The sequence below is a fragment of the Pseudothauera rhizosphaerae genome, assembly GCF_004801305.1.
Lineage (GTDB): Bacteria > Pseudomonadota > Gammaproteobacteria > Burkholderiales > Rhodocyclaceae > Pseudothauera > Pseudothauera rhizosphaerae.
In genome coordinates, this window is sequence record NZ_SSOD01000024.1 from 20,108 (window position 1) to 45,287 (window position 25,180).

Annotated in this window: 24 protein-coding genes and 1 pseudogene; 18 read left to right on the forward strand and 7 right to left on the reverse strand. The window is 67.9% G+C overall.

Going from position 1 to position 25,180, the window contains the following annotated elements; genetic code table 11:
* Positions 1–9: 9 nt before the first annotated feature.
* From pcnB to E6O51_RS20820, 7 genes are all read left to right on the forward strand, one after another.
* On the forward strand, positions 10–1,368 hold the full coding sequence (gene pcnB / locus E6O51_RS20790) for a polynucleotide adenylyltransferase PcnB (RefSeq protein WP_136386947.1): 1,359 nt from the start codon (positions 10–12) through the stop codon (positions 1,366–1,368).
* A complete protein-coding gene (folK, locus tag E6O51_RS20795) occupies positions 1,365–1,868 on the forward strand; it encodes a 2-amino-4-hydroxy-6-hydroxymethyldihydropteridine diphosphokinase (protein ID WP_136386948.1) in 504 nt (167 codons plus the stop codon). The genes pcnB and folK overlap by 4 nt, the downstream gene beginning before the upstream one ends.
* Before the next feature lie 33 nt (positions 1,869–1,901).
* A complete protein-coding gene (locus tag E6O51_RS20800; protein WP_136386949.1) occupies positions 1,902–2,285 on the forward strand; it encodes a DMT family protein in 384 nt (127 codons plus the stop codon).
* A 15-nt stretch (positions 2,286–2,300) separates the two neighbouring features.
* Positions 2,301–2,939: a deoxynucleoside kinase gene (locus E6O51_RS20805; RefSeq protein ID WP_136386950.1), complete on the forward strand. Its 639-nt coding sequence runs from the start codon at positions 2,301–2,303 to the stop codon at positions 2,937–2,939.
* 169 nt (positions 2,940–3,108) lie between these two features.
* Positions 3,109–3,924 carry a 3-methyl-2-oxobutanoate hydroxymethyltransferase gene (panB, locus tag E6O51_RS20810; RefSeq protein WP_136386951.1) on the forward strand — a complete coding sequence of 272 codons (816 nt, stop codon included), beginning with the start codon at positions 3,109–3,111 and terminating at the stop codon, positions 3,922–3,924.
* Between the two features lie 20 nt (positions 3,925–3,944).
* The gene (gene panC, locus E6O51_RS20815) at positions 3,945–4,772 is read left to right on the forward strand and encodes a pantoate--beta-alanine ligase (RefSeq protein ID WP_136386952.1); all 828 of its coding nucleotides are present in this window, start codon (positions 3,945–3,947) and stop codon (positions 4,770–4,772) included.
* Between the two features lie 181 nt (positions 4,773–4,953).
* Positions 4,954–5,400 (forward strand): CBS domain-containing protein, encoded by a 447-nt coding sequence (locus E6O51_RS20820; protein WP_136386953.1) that lies wholly within the window; start codon positions 4,954–4,956, stop codon positions 5,398–5,400.
* A gap of 82 nt (positions 5,401–5,482) precedes the next feature.
* On the opposite strand, the gene sugE is transcribed toward E6O51_RS20820, so the two are convergent.
* The 4 genes from sugE to E6O51_RS20840 form a co-directional block, all read right to left on the reverse strand.
* Positions 5,483–5,803, reverse strand: a complete 321-nt coding sequence (sugE, locus tag E6O51_RS20825; protein WP_136386954.1) for a quaternary ammonium compound efflux SMR transporter SugE — start codon at positions 5,801–5,803, stop codon at positions 5,483–5,485.
* A 131-nt stretch (positions 5,804–5,934) separates the two neighbouring features.
* Positions 5,935–6,516: a YceI family protein gene (locus E6O51_RS20830; RefSeq protein WP_136386955.1), complete on the reverse strand. Its 582-nt coding sequence runs from the start codon at positions 6,514–6,516 to the stop codon at positions 5,935–5,937.
* A gap of 35 nt (positions 6,517–6,551) precedes the next feature.
* The gene (locus tag E6O51_RS20835) at positions 6,552–7,121 is read right to left on the reverse strand and encodes a YceI family protein (protein ID WP_136386956.1); all 570 of its coding nucleotides are present in this window, start codon (positions 7,119–7,121) and stop codon (positions 6,552–6,554) included.
* A 16-nt stretch (positions 7,122–7,137) separates the two neighbouring features.
* Positions 7,138–7,686 carry a cytochrome b gene (locus E6O51_RS20840; protein WP_136386957.1) on the reverse strand — a complete coding sequence of 183 codons (549 nt, stop codon included), beginning with the start codon at positions 7,684–7,686 and terminating at the stop codon, positions 7,138–7,140.
* A gap of 300 nt (positions 7,687–7,986) precedes the next feature.
* Between E6O51_RS20840 and E6O51_RS20845 the strand changes: the two genes are divergently transcribed.
* On the forward strand, positions 7,987–8,583 hold the full coding sequence (locus E6O51_RS20845) for a Yip1 family protein (RefSeq protein WP_136386958.1): 597 nt from the start codon (positions 7,987–7,989) through the stop codon (positions 8,581–8,583).
* Between the two features lie 42 nt (positions 8,584–8,625).
* Here the strand turns inward: E6O51_RS20845 and pepN are convergent, their stop codons facing one another.
* The 3 genes from pepN to E6O51_RS20860 form a co-directional block, all read right to left on the reverse strand.
* Positions 8,626–11,319 (reverse strand): aminopeptidase N, encoded by a 2,694-nt coding sequence (gene pepN, locus E6O51_RS20850; protein WP_136386959.1) that lies wholly within the window; start codon positions 11,317–11,319, stop codon positions 8,626–8,628.
* Positions 11,316–14,072: a cation-transporting P-type ATPase gene (locus tag E6O51_RS20855; protein ID WP_136386960.1), complete on the reverse strand. Its 2,757-nt coding sequence runs from the start codon at positions 14,070–14,072 to the stop codon at positions 11,316–11,318. Before E6O51_RS20855 ends, pepN begins: the two co-directional genes overlap by 4 nt.
* A gap of 70 nt (positions 14,073–14,142) precedes the next feature.
* The gene (locus E6O51_RS20860) at positions 14,143–14,658 is read right to left on the reverse strand and encodes an RDD family protein (RefSeq protein ID WP_136386961.1); all 516 of its coding nucleotides are present in this window, start codon (positions 14,656–14,658) and stop codon (positions 14,143–14,145) included.
* Between the two features lie 141 nt (positions 14,659–14,799).
* Here E6O51_RS20860 and E6O51_RS20865 point away from each other — a divergent pair.
* The 10 genes and pseudogenes from E6O51_RS20865 to E6O51_RS20905 all read left to right on the forward strand — a co-directional run.
* Positions 14,800–16,521: pseudogene (locus tag E6O51_RS20865) on the forward strand (acetolactate synthase 3 catalytic subunit); the annotation flags it as partial.
* A 33-nt stretch (positions 16,522–16,554) separates the two neighbouring features.
* A complete protein-coding gene (gene ilvN, locus E6O51_RS20870) occupies positions 16,555–17,046 on the forward strand; it encodes an acetolactate synthase small subunit (protein ID WP_136386963.1) in 492 nt (163 codons plus the stop codon).
* Positions 17,047–17,133: 87 nt separating this feature from the next.
* Complete coding sequence (gene ilvC, locus E6O51_RS20875; protein WP_136386964.1) at positions 17,134–18,150, forward strand: ketol-acid reductoisomerase; 1,017 nt, start codon at positions 17,134–17,136, stop codon at positions 18,148–18,150.
* Positions 18,151–18,317: 167 nt separating this feature from the next.
* Entirely contained in the window at positions 18,318–18,851 is a 534-nt protein-coding gene (locus tag E6O51_RS20880; RefSeq protein ID WP_136386965.1) for a sigma-70 family RNA polymerase sigma factor, read from the forward strand.
* Positions 18,848–19,846 (forward strand): FecR domain-containing protein, encoded by a 999-nt coding sequence (locus E6O51_RS20885; protein WP_136386966.1) that lies wholly within the window; start codon positions 18,848–18,850, stop codon positions 19,844–19,846. The genes E6O51_RS20880 and E6O51_RS20885 overlap by 4 nt, the downstream gene beginning before the upstream one ends.
* Positions 19,847–20,028: 182 nt before the next feature.
* The gene (locus E6O51_RS20890; protein ID WP_168735357.1) at positions 20,029–22,557 is read left to right on the forward strand and encodes a TonB-dependent receptor; all 2,529 of its coding nucleotides are present in this window, start codon (positions 20,029–20,031) and stop codon (positions 22,555–22,557) included.
* Positions 22,558–22,582: 25 nt separating this feature from the next.
* Positions 22,583–22,759, forward strand: a complete 177-nt coding sequence (locus E6O51_RS21975; RefSeq protein WP_168735358.1) for a hypothetical protein — start codon at positions 22,583–22,585, stop codon at positions 22,757–22,759.
* Positions 22,756–23,064: a DUF3649 domain-containing protein gene (locus tag E6O51_RS20895; protein WP_136386968.1), complete on the forward strand. Its 309-nt coding sequence runs from the start codon at positions 22,756–22,758 to the stop codon at positions 23,062–23,064. Before E6O51_RS21975 ends, E6O51_RS20895 begins: the two co-directional genes overlap by 4 nt.
* Positions 23,061–24,674 carry a PepSY-associated TM helix domain-containing protein gene (locus E6O51_RS20900; protein ID WP_136386969.1) on the forward strand — a complete coding sequence of 538 codons (1,614 nt, stop codon included), beginning with the start codon at positions 23,061–23,063 and terminating at the stop codon, positions 24,672–24,674. The genes E6O51_RS20895 and E6O51_RS20900 overlap by 4 nt, the downstream gene beginning before the upstream one ends.
* Positions 24,671–24,955, forward strand: coding sequence for a DUF3325 domain-containing protein (locus E6O51_RS20905; RefSeq protein WP_136386970.1), 285 nt, complete (start codon positions 24,671–24,673; stop codon positions 24,953–24,955). Before E6O51_RS20900 ends, E6O51_RS20905 begins: the two co-directional genes overlap by 4 nt.
* Positions 24,956–25,180 lie beyond the last annotated feature (225 nt).

The window sequence follows — 25,180 nt, forward strand, 5'->3', positions numbered from 1 at the left end:
GCCCCATCGATGATCCGCAAATTGCTGCGCAAGGTTTTCCGCCGCGCCGCGGACGCCCCCGCCGCCGAACCCGCACTGATCCCCGTCGCCCGCCACGGCATCCGCCGCGGGCAGGTCTCGCCCGCCGCGCGCAAGGTGTGCAAGGTGCTGCAGGAAAGCGGCCACAAGGCCTACGTGGTGGGCGGCGCGGTGCGCGACCTGCTGATCGGCCATCCGCCCAAGGATTACGACGTGGCCACCAGCGCCACGCCCGAGGAAGTCCGGGCGCTCTTCCGCCGCTCGCGCATCATCGGCCGCCGCTTCAAGATCGTGCACGTGATGAGCGGGCCGGAGACCATCGAGGTCTCCACCTTCCGCGCCAGCCAGGACGCCGACAGCGCCGAGACCGATGAACACGGCCGCGTGCTGCGGGACAACGTGTTCGGCACCATGGCCGAGGACGCCACGCGGCGCGACTTCACCGTCAACGCCCTGTACTACGACCCCGAAACCGAGACCATCGTGGACTACCACCACGGCGTGGCCGACGTGCAGCAGAAGACCCTGCGCATGATCGGCGACCCGCGCACGCGCTACCGGGAAGACCCGGTGCGCATGCTGCGCGCGGTGCGCCTGGGCGCCAAGCTCGGGCTGGTCATCGATCCGGCTGCGCGCAAGCCCATCCGCGAGATGGCCTTGCTGCTGGAAAACGTGCCCGCGGCGCGCCTGTTCGACGAGATGCTCAAGCTGCTGTTCTCCGGCTACGCGGTGGGCTGCCTGAAGCAGTTGCGCGAGGAAGGCCTGCACCACGGCCTGCTGCCGCTGCTGGACGTGATCCTGGAACAGCCCCTGGGCGAGCGCTTCGTGTGGCTGTCGCTGGAGAACACCGACGAGCGCGTTCGTGCCGACAAGCCGGTCTCGCCCGGCTTCCTGTTCGCGACCCTGCTGTGGCACGAAGTGCTGGCCAACTGGGAGGCCAGGAAGGCCGAAGGCGAACACACCCAGCCAGCCCTGTTCTCGGCCATGGACGAGGTGCTCGACGCCCAGGCCGGCAAGCTCGCCATCACGCGGCGCATCGTCGGCGACATCAAGGACATCTGGGCGCTGCAGCCGCGCTTCGACCGGCGCAGCGGCAAGACCCCCTACCGCCTCATTGAGCAGCCCCGCTTCCGCGCCGGCTGGGACTTCCTGCGCCTGCGCGCCCTGTCCGGCGAGATTCCCATGGAACTGCCGGACTGGTGGGACCGCTTCGCCCACGCCGGCCCCGACGAGCGCGAAGCCCTGCTGAACGCCGCTCCCGCCGGCAGCGAGGCCCCGGCCAAGAAGCGCCGCCGCCGGCGCCGCAAGCCGGCCGGCGCCGGCGCGGCCGAAACCGCCGACGCATCATGACCCCTTCCCCTCCGGGCTCCGGCCCGGTGCGTGCCTACATCGCCTTCGGTGCCAACCTGGGCGAACCGGCCGCCGCCTTCGAATTCGCCTGTACGCGCATCGCCGCGCTGCCCGGCACCCGCGTAACCGCCCGTTCCGCGCTGTACCGCAGCGCCCCGGTGGGTGTCAGCGGCCAGCCGGATTACATCAACGCGGTGATCGGCGTGGACACCACGCTACCCGCCGCCGATCTCCTCGCCGCGCTGCTCGCCATAGAGGAGGCCGCCGGGCGCACGCGCGACTACCACCAGGCGCCGCGCACGCTGGACTTGGACCTGCTGCTCTACGGCGACGCCGAAATCCACCTGCCCCAGCTCCACGTGCCCCATCCGCGCATGCACCGGCGCGCCTTCGTGCTGCTGCCCCTGGCGGAGATCGCCCCCCAGGCGGTGATCCCCGGCCACGGCCCGGTGGCCGCGCTGCTGCCCGGCGTGGCCGACCAGACCATTTCCCGACTCTGACCCGACCCGTTCTCCTCTCGAGGAGTCCCGACCATGCCCGCCTGGCTGCACACCCTCCCCGCCACCGTACACAACGTCCCGGTGTGGGTGCAGACCGCCTTCCTGCTCACGCTCTCCAACGTGTTCATGACCTTCGCCTGGTACGGCCACCTGAAAGGGCTGCAGTCCAAGGCCTGGTTCGTCGCCGCGGCCATCAGTTGGGGCATCGCCTTCTTCGAGTACCTGCTGCAGGTGCCGGCCAACCGCATCGGCGCCACCGCCCTCACCCTGCCGCAGTTGAAGATCATGCAGGAGGTCATCACCCTGCTGGTGTTCGTGCCCTTCGTCGTGCTGTACATGAAGCAGCCGGTCAAGCTTGACTATCTTTGGGCCGGCTTGTGTATGCTTGGCGCGGTGTACTTCATCTTCCGCAGCTAGGAACCCCGCCGCCCCATGCTCGACAAGGCCCGCTACATCGTCGTCGAAGGCCCCATCGGCGCCGGCAAGAGCTCGCTCGCCCGCCGCCTCGCCGAACGCCTGCCGGCCGAGACGCTGCTTGAACATCCCGAGGCCAACCCCTTCCTCGGGCGCTTCTACCAGGGCATGGAGCGCTGGGCGCTGGCCACGCAGTTGTCCTTCCTGTTCCAGCGCGTCGACCAGCTCGCTGCATTCGCCGGCGGCGACCCGAACCGCCGCGTAGTGTCCGACTTCATCCTGCAGAAGGACCCGCTGTTCGCCGCCCTGAACCTGGCAGACGACGAACTGGCCATCTACCAGCGCATCTACGACGCCATGATGCCGCCCGCGCCCCCCAGGCCCGACCTGGTGATCTACCTGCAGGCTCGCCCCGAGACGCTGATGGAGCGCATCCGCCGCCGCGGGATGGACGCCGAACGGCGCATCTCCGAAAGCTACGTGCAACGCGTGGCCGAACGCTTCGCACGCTTCTTCTACCAGTACGATGCCGCACCGCTCTTCATCGTGGATGCCGAGGTGCTGAACCCGGTGGACCACGAGGACGACTTCGAGCTGCTGCTCGACCGCCTGCGCAGCATGCGCAGCTACCGCGAGTTCTTCGCCTACGCCGGCTAGCACCGCAACCGTTCGCCCTGAGCCTGTCGAAGGGCGATAGTTACAATCGGGCTTCGACAAGCTCAGCCCGAACGGTATTCAGCATTTTTGGCGCAAACAAGCTTGTGCAATGCACCAGGATGGGGAAAACTCCCGTCCTTTGCTTTCGCACCCCCATGGGAGAGCGTCGATGAGCTACCTCCAGGACACCCGCCCGGTCACCCTCTTCGAACTGGGCAAGATGCGCGCCGAAGGGCGCAAGATCGCCGTGCTCACCGGTTACGACGCCAGCTTCGCGGCGCTGGAAGAACGCACCGGCATTGACGTCATCCTGATCGGCGATTCCCTCGGCAACGTGCTGCAGGGGCAGAAATCCACGCTGCCGGTCACCATGGAGCACATGGTCTACCACACCGAGTCGGTGGTGCGCGGCTGTAGCCGCCCCTTCATCGTCGCCGACCTGCCCTTCGGCAGCTATCACGAGAGCCCCGCCCAGGCCATGCGCAACGCCGCCCGCCTGATGGCCGCCGGCGCGCAGATGGTCAAGCTGGAAGGCGGCGCCTTCATGGCCGAGACCGTGCATTTCCTCGTCGAGCGCGGCGTGCCCGTGTGCGCCCACATCGGCCTCACACCCCAGTCGGTGCACCAGCTCGGCGGCTACCGCGTGCAGGGCCGCAGCGAGGAAGGCGCGGCGCGCCTGAAGGCCGACGCCCTGGCCCTGGAACAGGCCGGCGCGGCACTGATGGTGATGGAAATGGTGCCGGCCACGGTAGCCAAGGAGGTCACCGCCGCGCTCTCCACCATGGCCACCATAGGCATCGGCGCGGGCCCCGACTGCGACGGCCAGGTGCTGGTGCTGCACGACCTGCTGGGCGTCTATCCCGGCAAGACGGCGCGCTTCGTGAAGAACTTCATGGAAGGCGCGGCCAGCATCGAGGAAGCCGTGGCGCGTTACGTGGCCGCGGTCAAGGACGGCAGCTTCCCGGCGCCGGAACACTGCTACTGAGCCCCCCCATCCCGTCCATCATGCAGATCCATCCCACCATCGCCGGCCTGCGCGCCGCCCTGGCCGGCGCGGGCCGCGTCGTCTTCGTCCCGACCATGGGCAACCTGCACGCCGGCCACATCGGACTGATGCAGCAGGCGCGCGCCCACGGCGACTGCGTGGTCGCCAGCATCTTCGTCAACCGCCTGCAGTTCGGCGCCGGCGAGGATTTCGACAAATACCCGCGTACCTTCCGGGACGACTGCGCCAGGCTGGAAGCGGCCGGCGTGGACCACCTGTTCGCACCCGACGAGAAGGAGATGTACCCCACGCCCCAGACCTACCACGTGGAGCCCGCCCCGGCCCACGTGGACATGCTGGACGGCACGGCCCGCCCGGGCCACTTCCGCGGCGTGGCGACGGTGGTGCTGAAACTCTTCAACATCGTTCAGCCGGCCGCCGCCCTGTTCGGCAAGAAGGACTACCAGCAGCTCATGGTGATCCGCAACATGGTGCGGGAATTCGCCCTGCCCATCACCATCGTGCCGGGCGAGACCGCCCGCGCCGAGGACGGCCTGGCCCTGTCCTCGCGCAACGGCTACCTGTCGGCGGAAGAACGTGCCGAAGCGCCGCGCCTGTACCGGCAGATCGCCCGCATCCGCGACGCAGTGCGGGCCGGCGAGCGCGACTGGCTGAAGCTGGAAGCCTTCGCCACGGCCGAACTCGCCGCCCACGGCTGGCAGCCGGACTACGTCAGCATCCGCCGCCGCGCCGACCTGCAGCCGCCCGGCCACGAGGATGCGCCCCTGGTGGTGTTGGGCGCCGCGCGCCTGGGCAGGACGCGGCTGATCGACAACCTGGAAATCTGAGGGTCCGCATCGGTCGAACCACCTGCGGAGCAGGGATGTCTCAATCTCATGCGGTAACCTGTTGCGCAGGCCGCGGACATTGGGGTTTCCAGCGCTTGCGTCCGCGCCCGCCTCGTCCTATTGCAAGAATGAAAACCACACAGCGGGCGAACGGCACCGACGACAAGAGGAGGAAGGAACGATGAGCACGATGACGGTTCGGCAGGTTCTGGACATCAAGGGCCACAAGGTCCATTGCGTGGCCCCGGGGGTCACCGTGTTCGAGGCGCTGGCACTGATGGCCGAATACAACATCGGCGCCGTGCTGGTGACCGACGGGGAACGGCTGGTGGGCATCTTCACCGAGCGCGACTACGCCCGCAAGGTGGTGCTGAAAGGGCTGCGCTCGGCCGAGGTGAGTGTGGGCGACCTGATGACCCCCGCGCCGGCGACGGTCGGCCCCGAGCAGACCGTGGACGAGGTCATGAACATCATGACCGACAAGCGCTTCCGCCACCTGCCGGTGATGGAGAACGGCCGGCTCGCCGGCATCATCACCATCGGCGACGTGGTGAAGTCCATCATCGACCTGCAGCGCCGCACGATCTCCCACCTGTCGAACTACATCGCGGGCGACATTGCCACCTGAGCTTGCAGGCACTCATGCGCTGACGCCAGCCCCGCGGGGGCTGGCGTTTTCATTGGCCTTCGACCCGCTCGGGCATTGCCGGTCACGCCGGCGTTGCGAGCTTGAGACCGACGATGCCCGTGACGATCAACCCGAGACTCAGCAGCCGTAGAAGATTCGCCGCTTCCCCCAGCAGGGCGATGCCGAGCACGGCCGTACCGACCGTTCCCACGCCCACCCAGATGGCGTAGGCGGTGCCCACCGGAAGGGATTTCATGGCGACGCCGAGCAGGCCGAGGCTGACGATCATCGCAAATACCGTTCCGGCCGTCGGCCAGGGACGGGTAAAACCCTCGGTATATTTGAGCCCGACTGCCCAGCCGATCTCGAACAGACCCGCAACGATGAGAATGACCCAGTTCATGATGAACACCTCTCGAACAGACGGGGCCGTCCCCGATTGAAACGGAGAGGTGAGGTCGTCCTCACTTCCTGAGAGAGAGCCCGCCGCCGGATGGGTGTCCCCGGCCGGCGGGCAGGTCCGCTGACGGAATCTTACTGCTGGATCGCTTCCACCGCGATGGACAGCGTCACCTCGTCGCTCACGTTGGGCGCGAATTTGCCCGCGTTGAACTCGGAACGCTTGATCTGCGCCACGGCGTTGGCGCCCAGCGCCGGCTTGCGCGCCATCGGGTGCGGCATCGAATGGAAGGAGGTCAGCGTCAGCGTGACCGGGCGGGTGACGCCCTTGATAGTCAGCTCGCCGTCGATGGCCACCGGCTTGTCGCCGTCGAAGCGCACCGCGGTGGACTTGTAGGTGATGGTCGGATGGTTGGCGGTATCGAGGAAATCCTCGCCCTGGATATGCTCGTCGAACAGCGCGTAGCCCGTATCCACCGAGGTGGTGTCTATGGTGATGTCCACCGCACCGGTGCGCGCTTCACGGTCCCACACGATGGTGCCCTTGGTGGTGTTGAAGCGATGGATCTGGTTCGAGAAGCCGAAATGGCTGTACTCGAAGCGCGGGAAGGTATGCGTGTTGTCGATGACGTAGGTCTCGGGCGCAGCCAGGGCCGGCGCGGCGAGGGCGGCAGCGAGGGTGGCGGCGGAAGCGAACAGGGCGAATCGTTTGTTCATGCGATGAATCTCCTCGGGTTGGGGGAAAGTAGCTGTCAGCGCGCGGCGGCGGCGACCACGTTGAAACGGACCTTGACCTCGTCGGCGACCACGCCGACGTCGGACCACATGCCTTCGCCGATAGCGAAATCGAGGCGCTTGAGGGTGAACTCTCCCTCGAACACGCCGTTGCCGCCATCCTCGCGGAAGGTGAAGGGTGCGGTGGCCGGCCGGGTGCGGCCCTTGATGGTGAGCTGGCCGGTGACCTCGAAGCGGTTGCCGCCCAGGGCCTTCACCGCGGTGGACTCGAAGGTGGCGCGCGGATGTTCCTTGACGTTGAACCACGCCTTGCCGACCACCTCGTCGTTGGCGTCCTTGGAGCCCGCATCGATGCTCGCCAGTTCGATCTCCAGGCGGGCGCGGCCCTGCTCCGGACTGGCGGGGTCGAACTGCAGGCTGGCGTCGAACTTGCCGAAGCTGCCGCCCACCTCCACGCCCATCTGTTTGGACACGAAGCTCACGGCGCTGCGTTCGGCCAGCACCTGCCCGTAGTTCGCGGCCACGGCGCTGCCCGCAAAGGTGGCGAGGGACAGGGAAGCGAGCAGGACGGACAGGCTGCGGGTCATCGGTTTCTCCATTCGATCAGTTCCTGGGGGTGCCGGCGGGCAGCATGCGCACCAGCACGTCGTCGCGATTGACGAGGTGATGTTTGAGCGCCGCCACGGCGTGTACCAGCACGACGAGCAACAGCAGATAGTTGAGCGAGACGTGCGCGCCCTGCAGCAGGTCGCCGAGGAACTCGTTCTTGCCGAGCAGATCGGGTATCGGCAGCACGCCGAACCACACGGTCTGGAAGCCCTTGGCCGAACTCATCAGCCAACCCGACAGGGGGATGGCGAGCATCAGCAGGTAGAGCAGCCCATGGGCGGCGGTGGCGCCCAGGCGTTCCAGGGCCGACATGCCGTCCGGCAGCGGCGGCGGCCGGTGGCCCGCCCGCCAGGCCAGGCGGACCAGCACCAGCACGAAGGCGGTCACGCCCGCCCACTTGTGCCACGAATAGATCTGCAGCTTGCGCGGCGACAGGGGCAGTTCGGTCATGTACACCCCGACGGCGAACAGGCCGAACAGCAGCACGGCCATCAGCCAGTGCAGCGCGATCGCGGTGGCGGTGTAGCGGGTGTCCTTCGTCATACGGGTTCTCGTGGAATCCTGGGTGGCGTTCAGGTTCCACTGTAGTTCGAACCACCGGGATTAAGTAGAGGGCAGTTCGCAATTTACTGTTGCTCGTGGAGCAACAATATCAAGCCCACACTCCATGACGGCCCGGGACTTCGCGGCCACACCGGGCACCTTTGCCGGCGGTGCCGGTCTCATTGCTTGCCGGACGCCCGGACTCTCGGCGGGCATCCGCCCCGGCAGGGGATGGTGTCCAGGTACAGGCGGTGTCCGGCCCACGACAACGATGTGATCCCCCCGACGAGGAGATATGCCATGACCCTCCAGGACCTTCCCAAGATGATGGTCTCCTACACCGACGGCTGGCCGGAACTGATCCGCATCCATCCCTCGGTGCAGAAGATGTTCCTGCAGTACGTGATGCCGATGTCGCTGATTCCGCCGGCGATGTTCGTCTACGCCATGGTGGTGACGCCCGGAGAGATCTTCCCCGCGCTGGTGCCGCAGATGACGCCGGGCGAGATGCTGGCGGTGGTGGTCGCCTTCTATCTCGCGCAACTGGCGATGGTGCCGCTGATGGGTTCCATCATCCAGCAGATGGGCGACGTGGTGGACCTGCGGCCCGATTACCACGACGCCTTCATGCTGGCGGCCGTTGCGCCGACTCCGCTGTGGCTCTCCGCGCTGGCGCTGTTCATCCCCTCGGCCTGGGTGGCGGGCATCGTCGTGGCCGCGGCCTGGGTGGCCTCGGCGGCGTTGATCTACCACGGCGTGAAGCCGCTGTTCGGCATCGACGACGAGAACAAGTCCCGCCTGATGGGCAGCTTCGTGCTCGGCGCCGGCATCATCGCCTGGGCGGCGCTGATGGTGGTGCTCGTGCTGATGCTGAGCATGGTGGTCGGCCTGCGCTGAACCCCTCCTCCGCCCGCGCCGCAGGCGGGGGGTCATTGCCGTTTACGCGGCGAGCGCCTTCTCGACGATCTCGGTGACGTCCGGCGACAGGCCGTCGGCGGCCAGCACCCGTTCGAGCTGCGGGCGGATGGCCGCCTGCAGCGCCGGCGTGAAGCGGCGCCAGTTCTCCAGCGCGCGCGCCATGCGCGCCGCCACCTGCGGGTTGGCCGCGTCCAGCGCGATCACCTGCTCGGCCCAGAACTCGTAGCCGCTGCCATCGGCGAGGTGAAATTCGCCCGGATTGGCGCGGAAGAAGCTGCCCAGCAGCGCATACACCTTGTTCGGGTTGGACGGGCTGAAGGCCGGATCGGCGAGCAGTTCCCGCACCTGCGCGAGCACCGGCGCAGCGGCAGCATCCCGCCGCCAGGCGCCGGCCTGCAGCGCGAACCACTTGTCCAGCACCAGCGTGTCGTTCTGGTAGCGCCGGTAGAAGGCTGCCAGCGCCGCCTCTGCGGCCGGCACGGCACCGTGCATCAACGCGGCCAGCGCCCCGAAGCGGTCGGTCATGTTGGTGGCGGAGTCGAAACGCGCCGCGGCCAGAGCCACGCCGGCATCGACCCGGGCCGCGCACAGATAGCGCAGGGCCAGGTTGACCAGCGCACGGCCGCCCGCATCGGCGGGGTGGTAGCGATACTCGCCCGGCTCCACCAGGCTTTCGGCCAGCGCCAGCCAGTCGGCGGCGAGCACGCGTCCCAGTTCGGCGCCCACGTGGAGTTGCGCGGCACGCAGTGCGGCGGGGTCGGCCGGTTCCATGCGTTCGAGCAGATAGGCCTCGCCGGGCAGTGCCAGGGCCTGGGCGCGGAAGGCCGGATCGAGCAGTTCATTGCGCAGCAGCTTGCCAAAGGCGTCGATGAAGGGCGCGGGCACCTTCAGTGCGCGGCCGGCCGCGGCATCTGCGGCGAGTTGCAGCAGCACACGCTCCGCGTAGCGCTGGGCGGCATCCCAGCGGTTGCAGGCGTCGCTGTCATGGGCCATGCGGAAGGCGAGCCGCCCGTCGTCCTCGTCCAGTTCCAGGATCACCGGCGCGGAGAAGCCCCGCAGCAGGGAAGGCGCCGGCTCGGCGGCAAGATTCGTGAAGCGCCATTGCCGCGTTTCGGTGGCGAGTTCCAGCACCCGCGTGGTGGCGCCGGGCTGATGCTCGCCTTCCAGTTGCAGCGGCAGGTCGGCGCCGTCCGGGCCGATCAGGCCCACCGCCACCGGGATCACCAGGGGCAGCTTGTCGGGCTGGCCCGGCGTGGGCTGCGTGGATTGGGAAAGCGTCAGGGTGTAGCTGCCGTCCGCCCCGTTCCACTCGCCCTGCGCCCGCAGGCGCGGCGTGCCGGCCTGGCCGTACCAGCGCATGAACTGGTCCAGGTCGCGGCCGTTGGCTTCGGCCATGGCGTTCACGAAGTCGTCGCAGGTCACCGCCTGGCCGTCGTGGTAGCTGAAGTAGAGGTCCATGCCGTTGCGGAAGCCCTCCGGCCCCAGCAGGGTGTGCAGCATGCGGATGACCTCGGCCCCCTTCTCGTACACCGTGGCGGTGTAGAAATTGTTGATCTCCTGGTAGCTCTCCGGGCGGATCGGGTGGGCCATGGGACCGGCGTCCTCCGGGAACTGGGCGCTGCGCAGCACGCGCACGTCGTCGATGCGCTTGACCGCGCGCGCCGACGAGCCGCCTTCCGCACCCGCGGCACACGCCAGCATGTCGGCGGAGAACTGCTGGTCGCGGAACACCGTCAGCCCTTCCTTGAGGGTGAGCTGGAACCAGTCGCGGCAGGTCACCCGGTTGCCGGTCCAGTTGTGGAAGTACTCGTGGGCGACGACGCTCTCGATGTGCTCGTAATCCACGTCGGTGGCGGTGTCGGGCTTGGCCAGCACGTACTTGGCGTTGAAGATGTTGAGGCCCTTGTTCTCCATCGCGCCCATGTTGAAGTCGCTCACCGCGACGATCATGAAGCGGTCCAGGTCGAGCTCCAGGCCGAAGGTCTCCTCGTCCCAGCGCATGGCATGCACCAGGGATTCCATGGCGTGCCCGGCGCGGTCCAGGTTGCCCTTTTCCACCCACACCTGCAGCAGCACCTCGCGCCCGGAGGCGGTCAGTTCGCGCCGCTCCAGGGCCACCAGGTCGGCGGCCACCAGGGCGAAGAGGTAACACGGCTTGGGGAAGGGGTCTTCCCAGCGCGCATAGTGGCGGCCGTCGGGCAGCTCGCCCTCCTCCACCAGGTTGCCGTTGGAGAGCAGTACCGGGCAGGCGGCCTTGTCGCCCTCCAGCGTGACGGTGAAGCGCGCCATCACGTCCGGGCGGTCCGGGAACCAGGTGATGCGGCGGAAGCCTTCGGCCTCGCACTGGGTGAAGTAGCCGCCGCGGGACAGGTACAGGCCGGACAGGGCGGTGTTGGCCTGGGGGTTGATGCGGGTGACGATCTCCAGCGCCACCTCGTCCCGGTCTGCCACGTCGATCTCGATGCGGCTCTCCGTGCGGCGCACCGTGCCCGGCGCAGGATCGAGGCCGTCCACGGTGAGGGCGAGGGTTTCCAGTTCCTCGCCGTCCAGCACGATGGGGCCGGGCGCGGCATCCGGGTTGCGCACGCAGGCGAGCCGGCTGGTGACCACGGTGGCCTGCGGAGCGAGGGCGAAATGCAGGTCGATGCGGGCGACCGTCCACGCCAGCGGGGCGTAGTCGGCGCGGTGGATGGTTGGGGCGTGTTCGGTTCTCATTGTGCAGATCTTCTGTTGTTGCCGCCCCCGCGGTTGCCGGGGCCGTGGTTCAGGGTCTTGATCAGTGCCTTTTCCGCTTCCACCAGAAGCAGCATCAGCACGCCGAAGGCAAGGATACGCGACCAGGCGGCCACATCCAGCCCCACGGTGCCGAACAGGGTCTGCAGGGCCGGCAGGTAGGTGAACGATGCCTGGCACGCGAGCATCAGCGCAATGGCGATCAGCACGTAGCGGTTGCCGAGGAAACCGTCGCGATTGAGGATGGAATCGGTGAAGCTGCGCACGTTGAAGAGGTAGAAGGCCTCGCCCACCATCACCGCGTTGACCGCCGCGGTGCGGGCGAACTCCAGGCTGGCGCCGCGCCCCACCTCCCAGACGAAGGCGCCCAGCCCGCCACCCACCAGCAGCACGCCGACGAAGACCACGCGCCAGACCACGAAGCGCGTCAGCAGCGGTTCGGCCGGGTCCCGCGGCGGGCGTTTCATGATGTCCCGCTCCGGCGCTTCGAAGGCCAGCGCCAGCGCGAGCGTGACCGCGGTGACCATGTTCACCCACAGGATCTGCGCCGGCGTCATGGGCAGGGTCATGCCCAACAGGATGGCGGCCACCAGGATGCCCGCCTGGCCGATGTTGGTGGGCAGGATGAAGGCGATGGCCTTGCGCAGGTTGTCGTAGACCGTGCGCCCCTCCTCCACCGCCGCCGCCACCGAGGCGAAATTGTCGTCGGCAAGCACCATCTCGGCGGCTTCCTTGGCCGCCTCGGTGCCGTTGCAGCCCATGGCCACGCCCACGTCCGCGCGCTTCAACGCAGGGGCGTCGTTCACCCCGTCGCCGGTCATGGCCACCACTTCGCCGCGGGCCTGCAGCGCCCGCACCAGGCGCAGCTTGTGCTCGGGGCTGGCGCGGGCAAAGATTTCGGTATCGCCGACGATGCGCCGCAGGTCGGCATCGCTCATGGCCTCGATCTGGGTGCCGGTGATCGCATCCAGCTCGGCCGCGAGGCCCAGTTGTTCGCCGATGGCGTGCGCCGTGGCCACGTGGTCGCCGGTGATCATCTTGACCTGGATGCCGGCCTCCAGGCAGCGCGCCACCGCGCGGACGGCCTCTTCCCGCGGCGGATCGGACAGCCCCAGCACGCCCAGCAGCGTGAAGCCGCCGCGCTCCACGTCGGCGAAGGTCAACGTCTTCAGCGCGTCCTCGCCCTCGCGCACGGCCAGCGCCAGCAGGCGCATGCCGGAAGCGGCGGCGGCGTGCATGCGGGGCTGCCACCAGGAAAGATCGAGGGGCTGGTCGCCTTTTTCACCGCGTACCGCCGAACACAGCTCCAGCACCCGCTCCGGCGCCCCCTTCAGGTACACCACGCCGCGGCCCGCATGGTCGTGGTTGAGGGTGGCCATGAAGCGGTGTTCCGATTCGAAGGGGATCACATCCGTGCGCGGCCGCGCCTCGCGCTCGAAGGACTCTTCCAGCCCGGCCTTGCGCGCCAGCGTGATCAGCGCACCTTCGGTGGGGTCGCCCGCCACCTTCCACGCGCCGCCTTCGCGCTGCAGCGCGGCGTCGTTGCACAGCAGCGCGCAGCGGGCGACGTCCACCAGCAGCGGATGGGCGTCCACCGCCACCTCCCCCTGCTCCAGCGCAAAGCCGCCGTGGGGCGCGTAGCCCACGCCGCCCACCTCGTACACCCGGCCGGCGGCGATCACCCGCCGCGCCGTCATCTCGTTGCGGGTCAGGGTGCCCGTCTTGTCCGAGCAGATCACCGTCACCGAACCCAGGGTCTCCACCGCCGGCAGGCGGCGGACGATGGCGCGGCGCCCGGCCATGCGCTGCACGCCGATGGCCAGCGTGATGGTCATGATCGCCGGCAGGCCCTCGGGAATGGCGGCCACCGCCAGGCCCACCGCGGCAAGGAACATCTCCCCCGCCGAATAGCCGCGCACCAGCGTGCCGAAGGCGAAGGCGGCGGCCGCCACGGCCAGGATCACCCAGGTCAGCCAGCGCCCGAACTGCGCCATGTTGCGCAGCAGTGGGGTGGTGATTTCCTGCACCTCGCTCAGCATGGCGCTGATGCGGCCGATCTCCGTGTGCGCCCCGGTGGCGACCACCACGCCCGTGCCCTGGCCGAAGGTGACCAGCGTGCCGGAATAGGCCATGCAGTCCCGGTCGCCCAGTACCGCGTCGGCCGCCACCGGCGCGACGCCCTTGTCCACCGCCACCGACTCGCCGGTGAGCGCGGCCTCCTCGATGCGCAGGCTGCGCACCTCCACCAGGCGCAGATCGGCCGGCACCCGGTCGCCGGAAGCGAGGTAGACGATGTCGCCCGGCACCAGCTCCTCCGCGTCGATCTCGCAGCGCCGGCCGTCGCGCAGCACCTGGGCGCGCAGCGAAAGCATGTTGCGGATCGCGTCCAGCGCGCGCTCGGCCTTGCCTTCCTGGATGAAACCGATGACGGCGTTGATCACCACCACGCCGAAGATCACCCCGCTGTCCACCAGATGCCCCAGTAGCGCCGTGACCACGCCGGCGACGAGCAGCACGTAGATCAGCACGTTGTGGAACTGCAGCAGGAAGCGCAGCAGCGGGCCGCGCCGCGGGGGCTGCGGCAGCGTGTTGCGCCCGTGGCGCTGCAGGCGTTCGGCGGCCTCCGCGGCATCCAGCCCGAGGTGGCGGACGACGCCCTGGGCGCGCAGGACGCTGTCGGCGGATTCGGCGTGATGGCTGACGGCGGGCGGAGGCGCCGCGGCGGGAGCGTTCATGGTCGGAAGCGACGAAACCGGCATGGGCCCATGATACCGCCGCCCCATGGCAAGGCGCCGCCCGGCTCCCTTATCTGGGCGCGCCCGCGTTGCCCGGCAGCAGCACGATGCAGGTGCCGGCCAGGCGGTCGTGCAGGAACTGGCGGTCCCGGTCGATGAGCGCCCACAGCAGGCCGGCGCCGAACAGCAGCACCGAGGGCCAGGCGAGCGCGTAGCGCAGCAGGCACCGGGGCAGGCTGGGCAACTGCCCGCTCGCCGCATCGACGATGGCGAGCCGCCATGTCTGCATGGCCAGCGTCTGCCCGCCACGCCGCCAGTACCAGATGAAGTAGGCGCCCAGGGCAACGAAGATGTGCAGCCACGCCAGGCCGCCCGGCGGCGCAAAACCGAAGGCCTGCCCGACGATCAGCCACGGCACCATGAACACCAGGGCGAGCACGCCGAGCAGCAGCAGGGATTCGTAGAGCATTGCGGCCAGGCGGCGGCGCAGCCCGGCGGGCTCCACGACGAGACGGGGCACGGCGGGGGACGCGGCAGCGGACGGCGTCCCGGCAGGGGCGTCGGGGCGCGCGGAACTGGATGTCATCGGATGATCCTTGGGACGGCGGAGCGGCAGGGAGCGGCGCTCGCCCGCTTCAACTGGATGTCATGGTGCGGCAGGGCGCAGCCTTGACCAAAATCCGCCTGCGCGGTAACGTCGCCCGTTTTCGAACGTGATACTGAGCGAGCAAGCGAGATGGTGCTGACGGGCGCGGAAATTGTAATCAGGTGTCTGCAGGAAGAAAAGGTCGAACACGTCTTCGGCTATCCCGGCGGCGCGGTACTGTTCATCTACGACGCCCTCTTCCAGCAGGAGCAGGTCCGCCACGTGCTGGTACGCCACGAACAGGCCGCCGTGCACGCCGCCGACGGCTACGCCCGCAGCACGCAGAAAGTGGGCGTGGCGCTGGTGACCTCGGGCCCGGGCGCCACCAACGCCGTCACCGGCATCGCCACCGCGTTCTGCGACTCCATTCCGCTGGTCATCATCTCCGGCCAGGTGCCCACCGCGGCCATCGGCCAGGACGCCTTCCAGGAAGTGGACACCGTGGGCATCACCCGCCCCTGCGTGAAGCACAACTTCCTGGTCAAGGACGTGCGCGACATCGCCGCCACCATCAAGAAGGCTTTCTACCTCGCCCGCACCGGCCGCCCCGGCCCGGTGCTGGTGGACATCCCCAAGGATGTCAGCATGCACAAGTGCGAGTTCGAGTATCCGCAGGAAATCTCGATGCGCTCGTACAACCCGGTGGTCAAGGGCCACCAGGGCCAGATCCGCAAGGCGGTGCAACTGCTGCTGGAAGCTAGGCGCCCGATGATCTACACCGGCGGCGGCGTCATCCTGTCCGACGCGGCCGAGCAGCTCACCAAGCTCACCCGCCTGCTGGGCTTCCCCATCACCAACACCCTGATGGGCCTGGGCGGCTACCCGGCCAGCGACCGCCAGTACCTGGGCATGCCCGGCATGCACGGCACTTACGAAGCCAACATGGCCATGCACTACAGCGACGTGCTGCTGGCCGTGGGCGCCCGCTTCGACGACCGCGTGATCGGCAGCCCGGCGCACTTCGCCGAGGAGCCGCGCAAGATCATCCACGTGGACATCGACCCCTCGTCAATCTCCAAGCGCGTCAAGGTGGACGTGCCCATCGTCGGCGACGTGCGCGAAGTGCTCGACGAGATGATCCGCCAGCTCGAAGCCGGCAAGGCGCGCCCCAACGCGGAGGCGCTGGCCGCGTGGTGGAAGCAGGTCGAGGAATGGCGCAGCCGCAACTGTATGGTCTACAAGAACTCCGACGAGATCATCAAACCCCAGTTCGTGGTGCAGAAGCTGTGGGAAGTGACCGGCGGCGACGCCATCGTCACCTCCGACGTGGGCCAGCACCAGATGTGGGCCTCCCAGTACTACCGCTTCGACAAGCCGCGCCGCTGGCTCAACTCCGGCGGCCTGGGCACGATGGGCGTGGGCATGCCCTACGCCATGGGCGCCCAGCTCGCCAACCCCGGCGCCACCGTGGCCTGCGTGACCGGCGAGGCGTCCATCCAGATGAACATCCAGGAACTGTCCACCTGCAAGCAGTTCCGCCTGCCCATCAAGATCTGCAACCTCAACAACCGCTACCTGGGCATGGTGCGCCAGTGGCAGGAGCTGTTCCACGGCGGGCGCTACTCCGAGTCCTACATGGATTCCCTGCCCGACTTCGCCAAGCTGGCCGAAGCCTACGGCCACGTGGGCATCCGCGTGGACAAGCCCGCCGACGTGGAGCCGGCGCTGCGGGAAGCCTTCACCAAGCACAAGAATGAATTGGTCTTTCTGGACTTCCAGGTGGACCCGACCGAAAACGTCTATCCGATGGTTCAGGGGGGCAAGGGTCTGACCGAGATGATCCTCTCCGCCGAAGACCTGTAACCGCACCCTTCAGAACCCAGGAAAGAGCACACCATGCGTCACGTCATTTCCCTGCTGATCGAGAACGAGTCCGGCGCCCTGTCGCGCGTATCCGGCCTCTTTTCCGCGCGCGGCTACAACATCGAATCCCTCACCGTGGCGCCCACCGAGGACGCCTCCATGTCGCGCATGACCATCGTCACCACCGGCTCGGACGACATCATCGAGCAGATCACCAAGCAGTTGAACAAGCTGGTGGAAGTGGTCAAGGTGGTGGACATCTCGGAAGCCGCCCACATCGAGCGCGAACTCATGCTGATCAAGCTGCGCGCCACCGGCAAGGACCGGGAAGAGGTCAAGCGCACCGCCGACATCTTCCGCGCCCGCATCATCGACGTCACCGAGGCCTCCTACGTCGTCGAGCTGACCGGCAACCAGGCCAAGCTCGACGCCTTCATCGGCGCCATCGACAACACGCTGATCCTCGAGACCGTGCGTTCGGGCATCTGCGGCGTCGGCCGCGGCGACCGCATCCTCAAGCTCTGAACCGCCAACAGCCTTTTACGCCGCGCGGCGGGCCGCTATCATTGCCGCCGCCGGTTCGCTCCGTCACCGAAAACTGAAAGGAAAACCATGAAAGTCTATTACGACAAGGACGCCGACCTCTCCCTGATCAAGGGCAAGAAGGTCACCATCGTCGGCTACGGCTCCCAGGGCCACGCCCATGCGCAGAACCTCAAGGATTCCGGCGTGAAGGTCACCGTCGGCCTGCGCAAGGACGGCGCTTCGTGGAAGAAGGCCGAAGCGGCCGGGCTGAAGGTCGAGGAGATCGCCAAGGCGGTCAAGGGCGCCGACGTCGTGATGATCCTGCTGCCGGACGAGAACATCCCGCAGGTGTACAAGGAAGAAGTCGAGCCCAACATCAAGAAGGGCGCCGCGCTGGCCTTCGCCCACGGCTTCAACGTGCATTACAACCAGGTGGTGCCCCGCGCCGACCTGGACGTGATCATGATCGCCCCCAAGGGCCCCGGCCACACCGTGCGCTCCGAATACCTCAAGGGCGGCGGCGTGCCCTCGCTGATCGCCATCCATCAGGACAAGTCCGGCAAGGCGCGCGACGTCGCGCTCTCCTACGCCGCGGCCAACGGCGGCACCAAGGGCGGCGTCATCGAGACCAACTTCCGTGAAGAGACCGAGACCGACCTGTTCGGCGAACAGGCCGTGCTGTGCGGCGGCGCCGTGGAGCTGGTCAAGGCGGGCTTCGAGACCCTGGTGGAAGCCGGCTACGCCCCCGAGATGGCCTACTTCGAGTGTCTGCACGAACTCAAGCTGATCGTGGACCTGATGTACGAAGGCGGCATCGCCAACATGAACTACTCCATCTCCAACAACGCGGAGTACGGCGAGTACGTGACCGGCCCGGAAGTCATCAACGATTCTTCCCGCGCCGCCATGAAGAACGCGCTGAAGCGCATCCAGACCGGCGAGTACGCCAAGCAGTTCATCCTGGAAGGCCGCACCGGCTATCCCAGCATGACCGCCCGCCGCCGCCTCACCGCCGCCCACCCCATCGAGCAGGTCGGCACGCAACTGCGCGGCATGATGCCGTGGATCAGCAAGAACAAGCTGGTGGACCAGTCCAAGAACTGATTCTTCTACCTGCGTACCAAGGCCGCGCACGGGCATCCGCCCTGCGCGGCTTTTTTTCGCCCGGCAAACCCGGACTCCACGGACAGCGGGGCATCATGGACATGGCTGCGGTCCTGATCAAGAGATAGAATTAGTAATCGTTATCATCTAGATCGACCGCAGCAACCATGGCCAACACAGATGCCCCGCACCAACACATCATCCGCGGCCTGTACACCGACCACCACGGCTGGCTACGGGCCCGGTTGGGCGGGAAACTGGGCAACGCCGAGCAGGCTGCCGATCTGACCCAGGACGTATTCGTGCGCCTGATGGCCCAATCCCTTCACTCGCTACAGGCCATCCGCGAGCCGCGTGCCTTCCTCAACCGCATCGCTAACTGCGTCGTCATCGACCACTGGCGACGCATCGACATCGAGCGCGCCTGGGCCGAGGCCCTCATCAGCGCGCCGCCGGATATCGCCCCCTCGGCCGAGCACTGCGCCATTGTGCTCGAAACCCTGTACGACATCTGCGCCATGATCGACGCCCTACCGGACAAGCCGCGCACCACTTTCATCCTCGCCCGCATCGAAGGACTGGGCTACGCCGAAATCGCCCAGCGTCTCAAGGTCAGTGAACGCATGGTCACCAAATACATGAGCCAGGCCATGCTCCACTGCATCGCCGTGGAACAACCTGCCGGCACGCGGGACGCATGAACACGCCCGATCCGGGTACAGCTAAGCCCGACTACGCCAGCCTGCAACAGGCCGCAGAATGGTTCGCTGTGCTTTCCTCCGGCACGGCCACTGAGCGGCAGCGCCAGCACTGGCAAAGCTGGCTCGACGCCCGGGTCGAGCACCGCAGCGCTTGGGCCAGGGTGGAAAGCATCAACCAGCGCCTTGACACCCTGGGCACGGCGATGGGCCAGCACACCGCCGCCAGCGCGCTCCAGACCGCCACCAAGACGGTCAGGATGCGGCGTCGCACCCTTGGCACACTGGGGGCGATCCTCGCTCTGCTGCTCGGCGGCAAGCTGATCCACGGCCTGCCCCCGGTACGCCACACGCTGGCCGCATGGCGTGCCGACTACCGCACTGGCATCGGCGAGCAATTCAGCGAAACGCTCGCCGACGGCAGCCACCTGTGGCTGGACACCGACAGCGCCGTCGACGTGCACTACGACGCGGAGCTGCGCCGCATCATCCTGCACGGCGGCGCCCTGCTCGTGCGCACAGCGCCGGACACCGCCCGCCGCCCGCTGGTAGTTGACACCCCCCACGGCCGCCTGCTTGCCCTCGGCACCTACTTCTCCGTGCGACACAACGACAGGCACATTCACCTGTCGGTCTTCGAAGGCACGGTGGAAATCCAGCCCGCCGCCACGGGCGCTGCCACCCAGCGTGTTGCCGCCGGGCAGCAGGCCAGCTTCACCCGCCACGCCTCCGGCCCGCTCCAGCCCCTCGTCCCGCCCCGACCGCAATGGCAGGACGGCCTGCTCATCGCCGACGAAATGCCGCTCGCCGAATTCCTCGCCGAACTCAGCCGCTACCGCCGCGGCCACCTCGGCTGCTCCCCCGCAGTCGCCCACCTCAAGGTCGTCGGCGCCTACCCGTTGCACGACACCGACCGCGCGCTGGAACTGCTCGCCACCGCGCTGCCCCTGCGCATCCGCAGAACCCTGCCCTGGTGGGTCACGCTGGAAGCGCGCTGAGCCGCCTCAAAAATACCCCCACGCTCACCCGCTGTCGCGGATTCGCTGCCCCCCGAGGGGGCTGTTTTGCCTTGGGGCGGCCCGACGGCAAAAAATTTTTTTGTTTCTCGGTTCCGAATTTTCGATCTCGCCCGGCAGATGGGAATGATTCTCTTTCCATCCACTGTGCAATAGGAACCGGCATGCCCAATCCGCCCCTTTCCCGCCCCATCCTCATGGCCGCCACAAGACGGCCCGCTCCCCAGTTGGCCCGGCTTGCCCTCCATCTGGCCTGCGCCGCCCTCCTGCCCACGCTGCCAGTTGGCGCGGCCTTCGCCCAGCCGGTTCAGGCCAGCCAGGAAGCGCAGACGCACAGCATCGACATTCCGCCCGGCCGCCTCAGCGCCGTGCTCGGCGCCTACGCCGCACAGGCCGGCGTCCACCTCTCCGCAGACGGCGCGCTCACCCAGGGGCTGCAAAGTGAAGGGCTGAAAGGCCGCTATGGCGTTGCCGAAGGCTTCGCCCGGCTGCTGCAAGGCAACGGCCTGGAAGCCGTCAGCCGTGGCGACGGCGGCTACACCCTGCGCAAGCTGCCGGCGCCGGTGTCGGGAGAGGCGACGCTGACGCCGGTGACGGTGACCGCCACGGGTGTGGCGGATGAGCGCCCGAATGATCTGCCGCCATCCTACGCGGGTGGCCAAGTGGCGCGCGGCGGGCGCCTGGGCATGCTGGGCAACAAGGACGTGATGGACACACCGTTCAGCATGACCAGCTACACGAACCAGACGATAGAGGACCAGCAGGCGCGCACGCTGGTCGACGTGCTGGCCAATGAACCTTCGATCATCACCGGCGGCAAGGGCGGCGCGACCAACGACTTTTCGGCCTATCGCGGGTTCATGAATCAGGCATTGACCGCCAGCAACAGCCTGAACGGATTGCCGGGCATGGCCCCGATGCAGTTCCCCTCCACCGATTACATCGAACGCGTCGAGGTGCTGCGGGGGCCGAGCGCCCTGCTGAAGGGCGCCTCCACGGCGAGGATGGGCGCGCTGGGCGGCACCGTCGATCTGGTCACCAAGAAGGCCGGCGACGAGCCGCTGACGCAGTTGACCACCCGCTACATCTCGGACTCGCAGTTCGGCGCCCACCTCGACCTCGGCCGGCGCCTGGGCGCCGACAAGACGCTCGGCATCCGCTTCAACGGCTCCCTGGACGACGGCGACACGCCGGTGGATACCCAGCGTGCGCAGTTCCGCACGGCGGCGCTCAACCTCGACTACCGCGGCGAGCGCATCCGGCTGTCAGCCGACGTGGCGCACCAGTCGTCGGAAGTCCACGCGCCCAACAGCGTGCTCCGGATCGGCTCCGTGGCCGGTCTTGCCGCGGTTCCGAAGGCGCCGGACAACAGCACGCCCTTGTCGCCATCGTGGGGGAAGGTGCAGCACAAGGGCACGCTGGGCATGGTGCAGGGCGAAGTCGATCTCTCGGAGCGCGTGACGGCCTATGCCGCCATCGGCGCGCAGCGGTACGAGGCCCAGGGCAATGCCGATGCGCTGGATCTGGTCGACAGTGCCGGCGCGATCAGCCTGCGGGCGAAGGCATACCGCGACCGCTACGACGTCCGGTCGATGCAGGGCGGCCTGCGGGCCACGGCGACGACCGGCCTCGTGGCCCACGTACTCAACCTCCAGTTGTCGCGGCTCCAATGGACGCTCGGCACTACCCCCACCTCGTGCCGGGCCTGCGCCGGTGTCGGCACCCGCGTCCCCGTGGGCTCCATTTATGACCCGGTTTTCCCCGCAGCGCCAATGGTGGTCGATCCCGGGGAATTCGAGGACACGAGCCGGGTCACGGCGTCGAGCATCGCCATCGCCGACACGATGTCCTTGCTGGATGACCGCATCCAGTTCACCGCCGGGGTGCGCCGCCAGCGGGTGAAATCGGCGGGCCTCGGCCAGAGAACCTTGACGGCGACCGTCGACACCTCAGCGTGGTCGCCGTCGTTCGCGCTGGTCGTCAAGCCGTGGGAGCGCGTCTCTCTCTACGGCAGCTATATCGAGAATCTGGAGCCGGGCTCGGCCGTCGGCAACGGCTATACCAATACCGGTGAAGTGTTTCCGCCCTACAAGAGCAAGCAGTACGAGACGGGCGTCAAGGTCGATTGGGGCCGGGTGATGACGACCCTGGCGGTGTTCCAGATCGCCCAGCCGAGCACCATGGCCGTCCCCGGCACCGCCGGAGGGCTGCCGACGATGACGCTCGATGGCGAGCAGAGGAACCGCGGCGTAGAACTGAATGCCTACGGCGAACTGACCCGGGGCGTGCGGCTGCTGAGCGCCGTCACCTATCTCGACGCCATCCGCACCAAGACCGCCAACGGCACCTTCGACGGCGCGCGGGCCGCCGGTGTCCCAAGGCTGCGGGCGGTGATCGGCGGCGAATGGGACACCCCGTTCGCCGAGGGGCTGACACTGACCGGGCGCCTCACCTACACCAGCGACGTGGTGGTCTCCAACGCCCGGCCGGACCTGACCGTGCCGTCGTGGACGCAGGTCGATCTGGGCGCGCGCTACCTCTGGCAGTCGCCGTTGGCCGCCAAGCCCGTCGCCATCCGCTTCGGCGTCGATAACGTCTTCGACAAGAGCTACTGGAAGGTGCTGCACACGGTCGGCAACCTCTGGAGGAGCAATCCGCGCACCTACCGGCTGTCGGCCACCGTTGATTTCTGATTTCCACTGTTCCGGAGATCGCGTCATGCAAAAACATCTGTCTGCAATCGTCGTTGCCCTGGGCTTTGCCTCCTCGGTTGCCCCTGCCCATCAGGTCTGGCTCGAACAGCCCGCCGAGGGCGGCGCCATGCGCCCCATCGACCGCCCGCCGGGCGGCGTGGAGCCGATCCCGGCGGGCCCGGCAGCGGCGCCCGACAAGTGAGCGTCGTCCTCGCCAAGGCGCGCCAGGCCCTCGCGGCGGGGCCGCTCCTCTCGCGCATCGCCGCCGCGGTGTTCGGCGGCTATGCGCTGGCGGCACTGACCAGCGTGGCCGCCGTGGCGCTGCCCATGAGCCGCACCGAGGCGGTGTTCACCGGCCTGCTGCTGAGCTTCGTGATCTACACGCTGGCGGTGATCTGGGTGTTCGCCGTGCGCTCGGCCACGCGCGCCTGGGCCGGGCTGGTGGTGGTGGCCGTGCCGCTGCTGCTGGCGGCCTGGACGGTGTGGAAAGGTCACGGTGCCGCATGAATGCGTCGAGCCCCACGAAGCAATCCACGCCCCGGAAGGTGCCGGGCCTGCGCCAGACCATGTCCGACCTGCACATCTGGACGGGCCTGCTGGTGGGCTGGATCCTCTACGCCATGTTCCTCACCGGCACGGTGAGCTACTTCAGGGACGAGATCTCGCAGTGGATGCGGCCTGAACTGGCGGCACGAAGCCCGGTGCCCGACGCCGCCGAGGTGGCGCAGCGCGTCGCCGGCACGCTGGCGTCGCTTGCCCCGGCCAGCCCGCAATGGAACATCGGGCTGCCGGATGAGCGCAACAACGTGGTGAGCGTCTCCTGGCAAAACCCGAAGATTCCCGGCCGCCGCGGCCTGGAGACCGCCGTCCTGGACCCGGCCAGCGGCGAAAGGCTGAACGCGCGCGAGACGCGCGGCGGCGACTTCTTCTACGTCTTCCACTTCCAGTTCCACTACATGCCGGTGCCGTGGGGACGCTGGCTGGCCGGTTTCTGCGCCATGTTCATGCTGGTGGCCATCGTCAGCGGCGTGATCGTCCACAAGAAGATCTTCGCCGACTTCTTCACCTTCCGCTGGGGCAAGGGCCAGCGAGCCTGGCTGGACGCACACAACGCCCTCTCGGTGCTCGGGCTGCCGTTCCACCTGATGATCACCTACAGCGGACTGATTACGCTAATGCTGCTCTACATGCCCTGGGGAAGCGATGCCGCCTTCAAGACGCCGGCCGAGCGCCAGGCACTGACCGCCGAGATGAACGTCCGCACGCCGCCGGGCAAGCCGAGCGGCGAGCAGGCCGAACTCGCACCGGTCGCAGACATGGTGCGCGTGGCGCAAGAGCGATGGGGCCGCGACAACGTCGGTCGCGTGGCGATCGGCAATCTGGGGGATGCGGGCGCGCGGGTCATGGTCGTGCGCGGCGACGGCGGCCGCATTTCCGTCAGCCCGCAGTATCTGATGTTCGACGGAAAAAGCGGCGAGCTGCTGCAGGTCAAGGATCGCGTGGGGCCGGCGGCGGAGACGCGCGGCGTGGTGTTTGCGCTGCATCTGGGCCGCTTCGCCGACACGACGGTGCGCTGGCTGTATTTTCTGGTGAGCCTGGCGGGCACCGCGATGGTGGGCACGGGGCTGGTCTTGTGGACGGTCAAGCGCCGGGCCAAGCTCCCCGATCCCGAACATCCCTATTTCAGTTTCCGGCTGGTCGAGCGGCTGAACATCGCGACCATCGCCGGCCTGCCGCTCGCCATGGCCGCCTTCCTGTGGGGCAACCGCCTGCTGCCCGCCAGCCTAACGGGACGCGCGGATTGGGAAATCCATCTGTTCTTCATCGCGTGGGGCCTGACGCTGGCCTTTGCGAGCCTGCGGCCGCCCAGGCGGGCATGGATCGAACTGCTGTGGGCGACCGCCGCCGCGCTGGCGCTGCTGCCCCTGCTGAACATGCTGACGACGGCGCGCGGCCTGCCCGCCAGCCTTGCCGCCGGTGACTGGGTATTCGCGGGTTTCGACCTTGCAATTTGGGCGTTCGCGGCGCTCGCTGCGATCCTGGCGCGCAGAACGGCGCTGCACAAGCCAAGGGCCGTCCGGCAGCGCGCGCGGCCGATGGCGGGGGAACCGGCATGATCCATGCCGCCGTCCTCCTGCTGTCGCTGGCGGGATTCGCCTGCCTGTCTCTGTCGATGGCGCGTCATCAGCAGGAAGTGTTTGGTGGCCGGGCCTTGTCTCCGTCACGAAGCCGCCTGCTGTGGGCGATGGGTTTCCTGCTCATCGCGTCGGCGTTGGCGGTGGCGATCATCTTCCTGGGGGCGGGCTTCGGCAGCGTCGCGTGGTTCGGCCATATCAGCCTGGCAGCGGCGATGGTTTTCATGGCGCTTCTGTGGCAGCGGCGGCGAACATCGGGCTGACTATAGTTCCACTTTGCCAGATTGTTCTTATCTGCCGGGCCGCGCTTCGAGCAGGTTCCAGAGCAATTGATCCCCCGCATCCGGGGCTGCCTGGACCGCTCTAGGGAAGTGCTGAACAAATGCCCGCGGACCGATTTCGAGCGCGTATCAGTGACGGGCTTTCGACTTTGATGGCGTTTTTCGCTTCCGATCGGGTCGTCCTCGGGCTGTTGCCCTCCGTTTTTG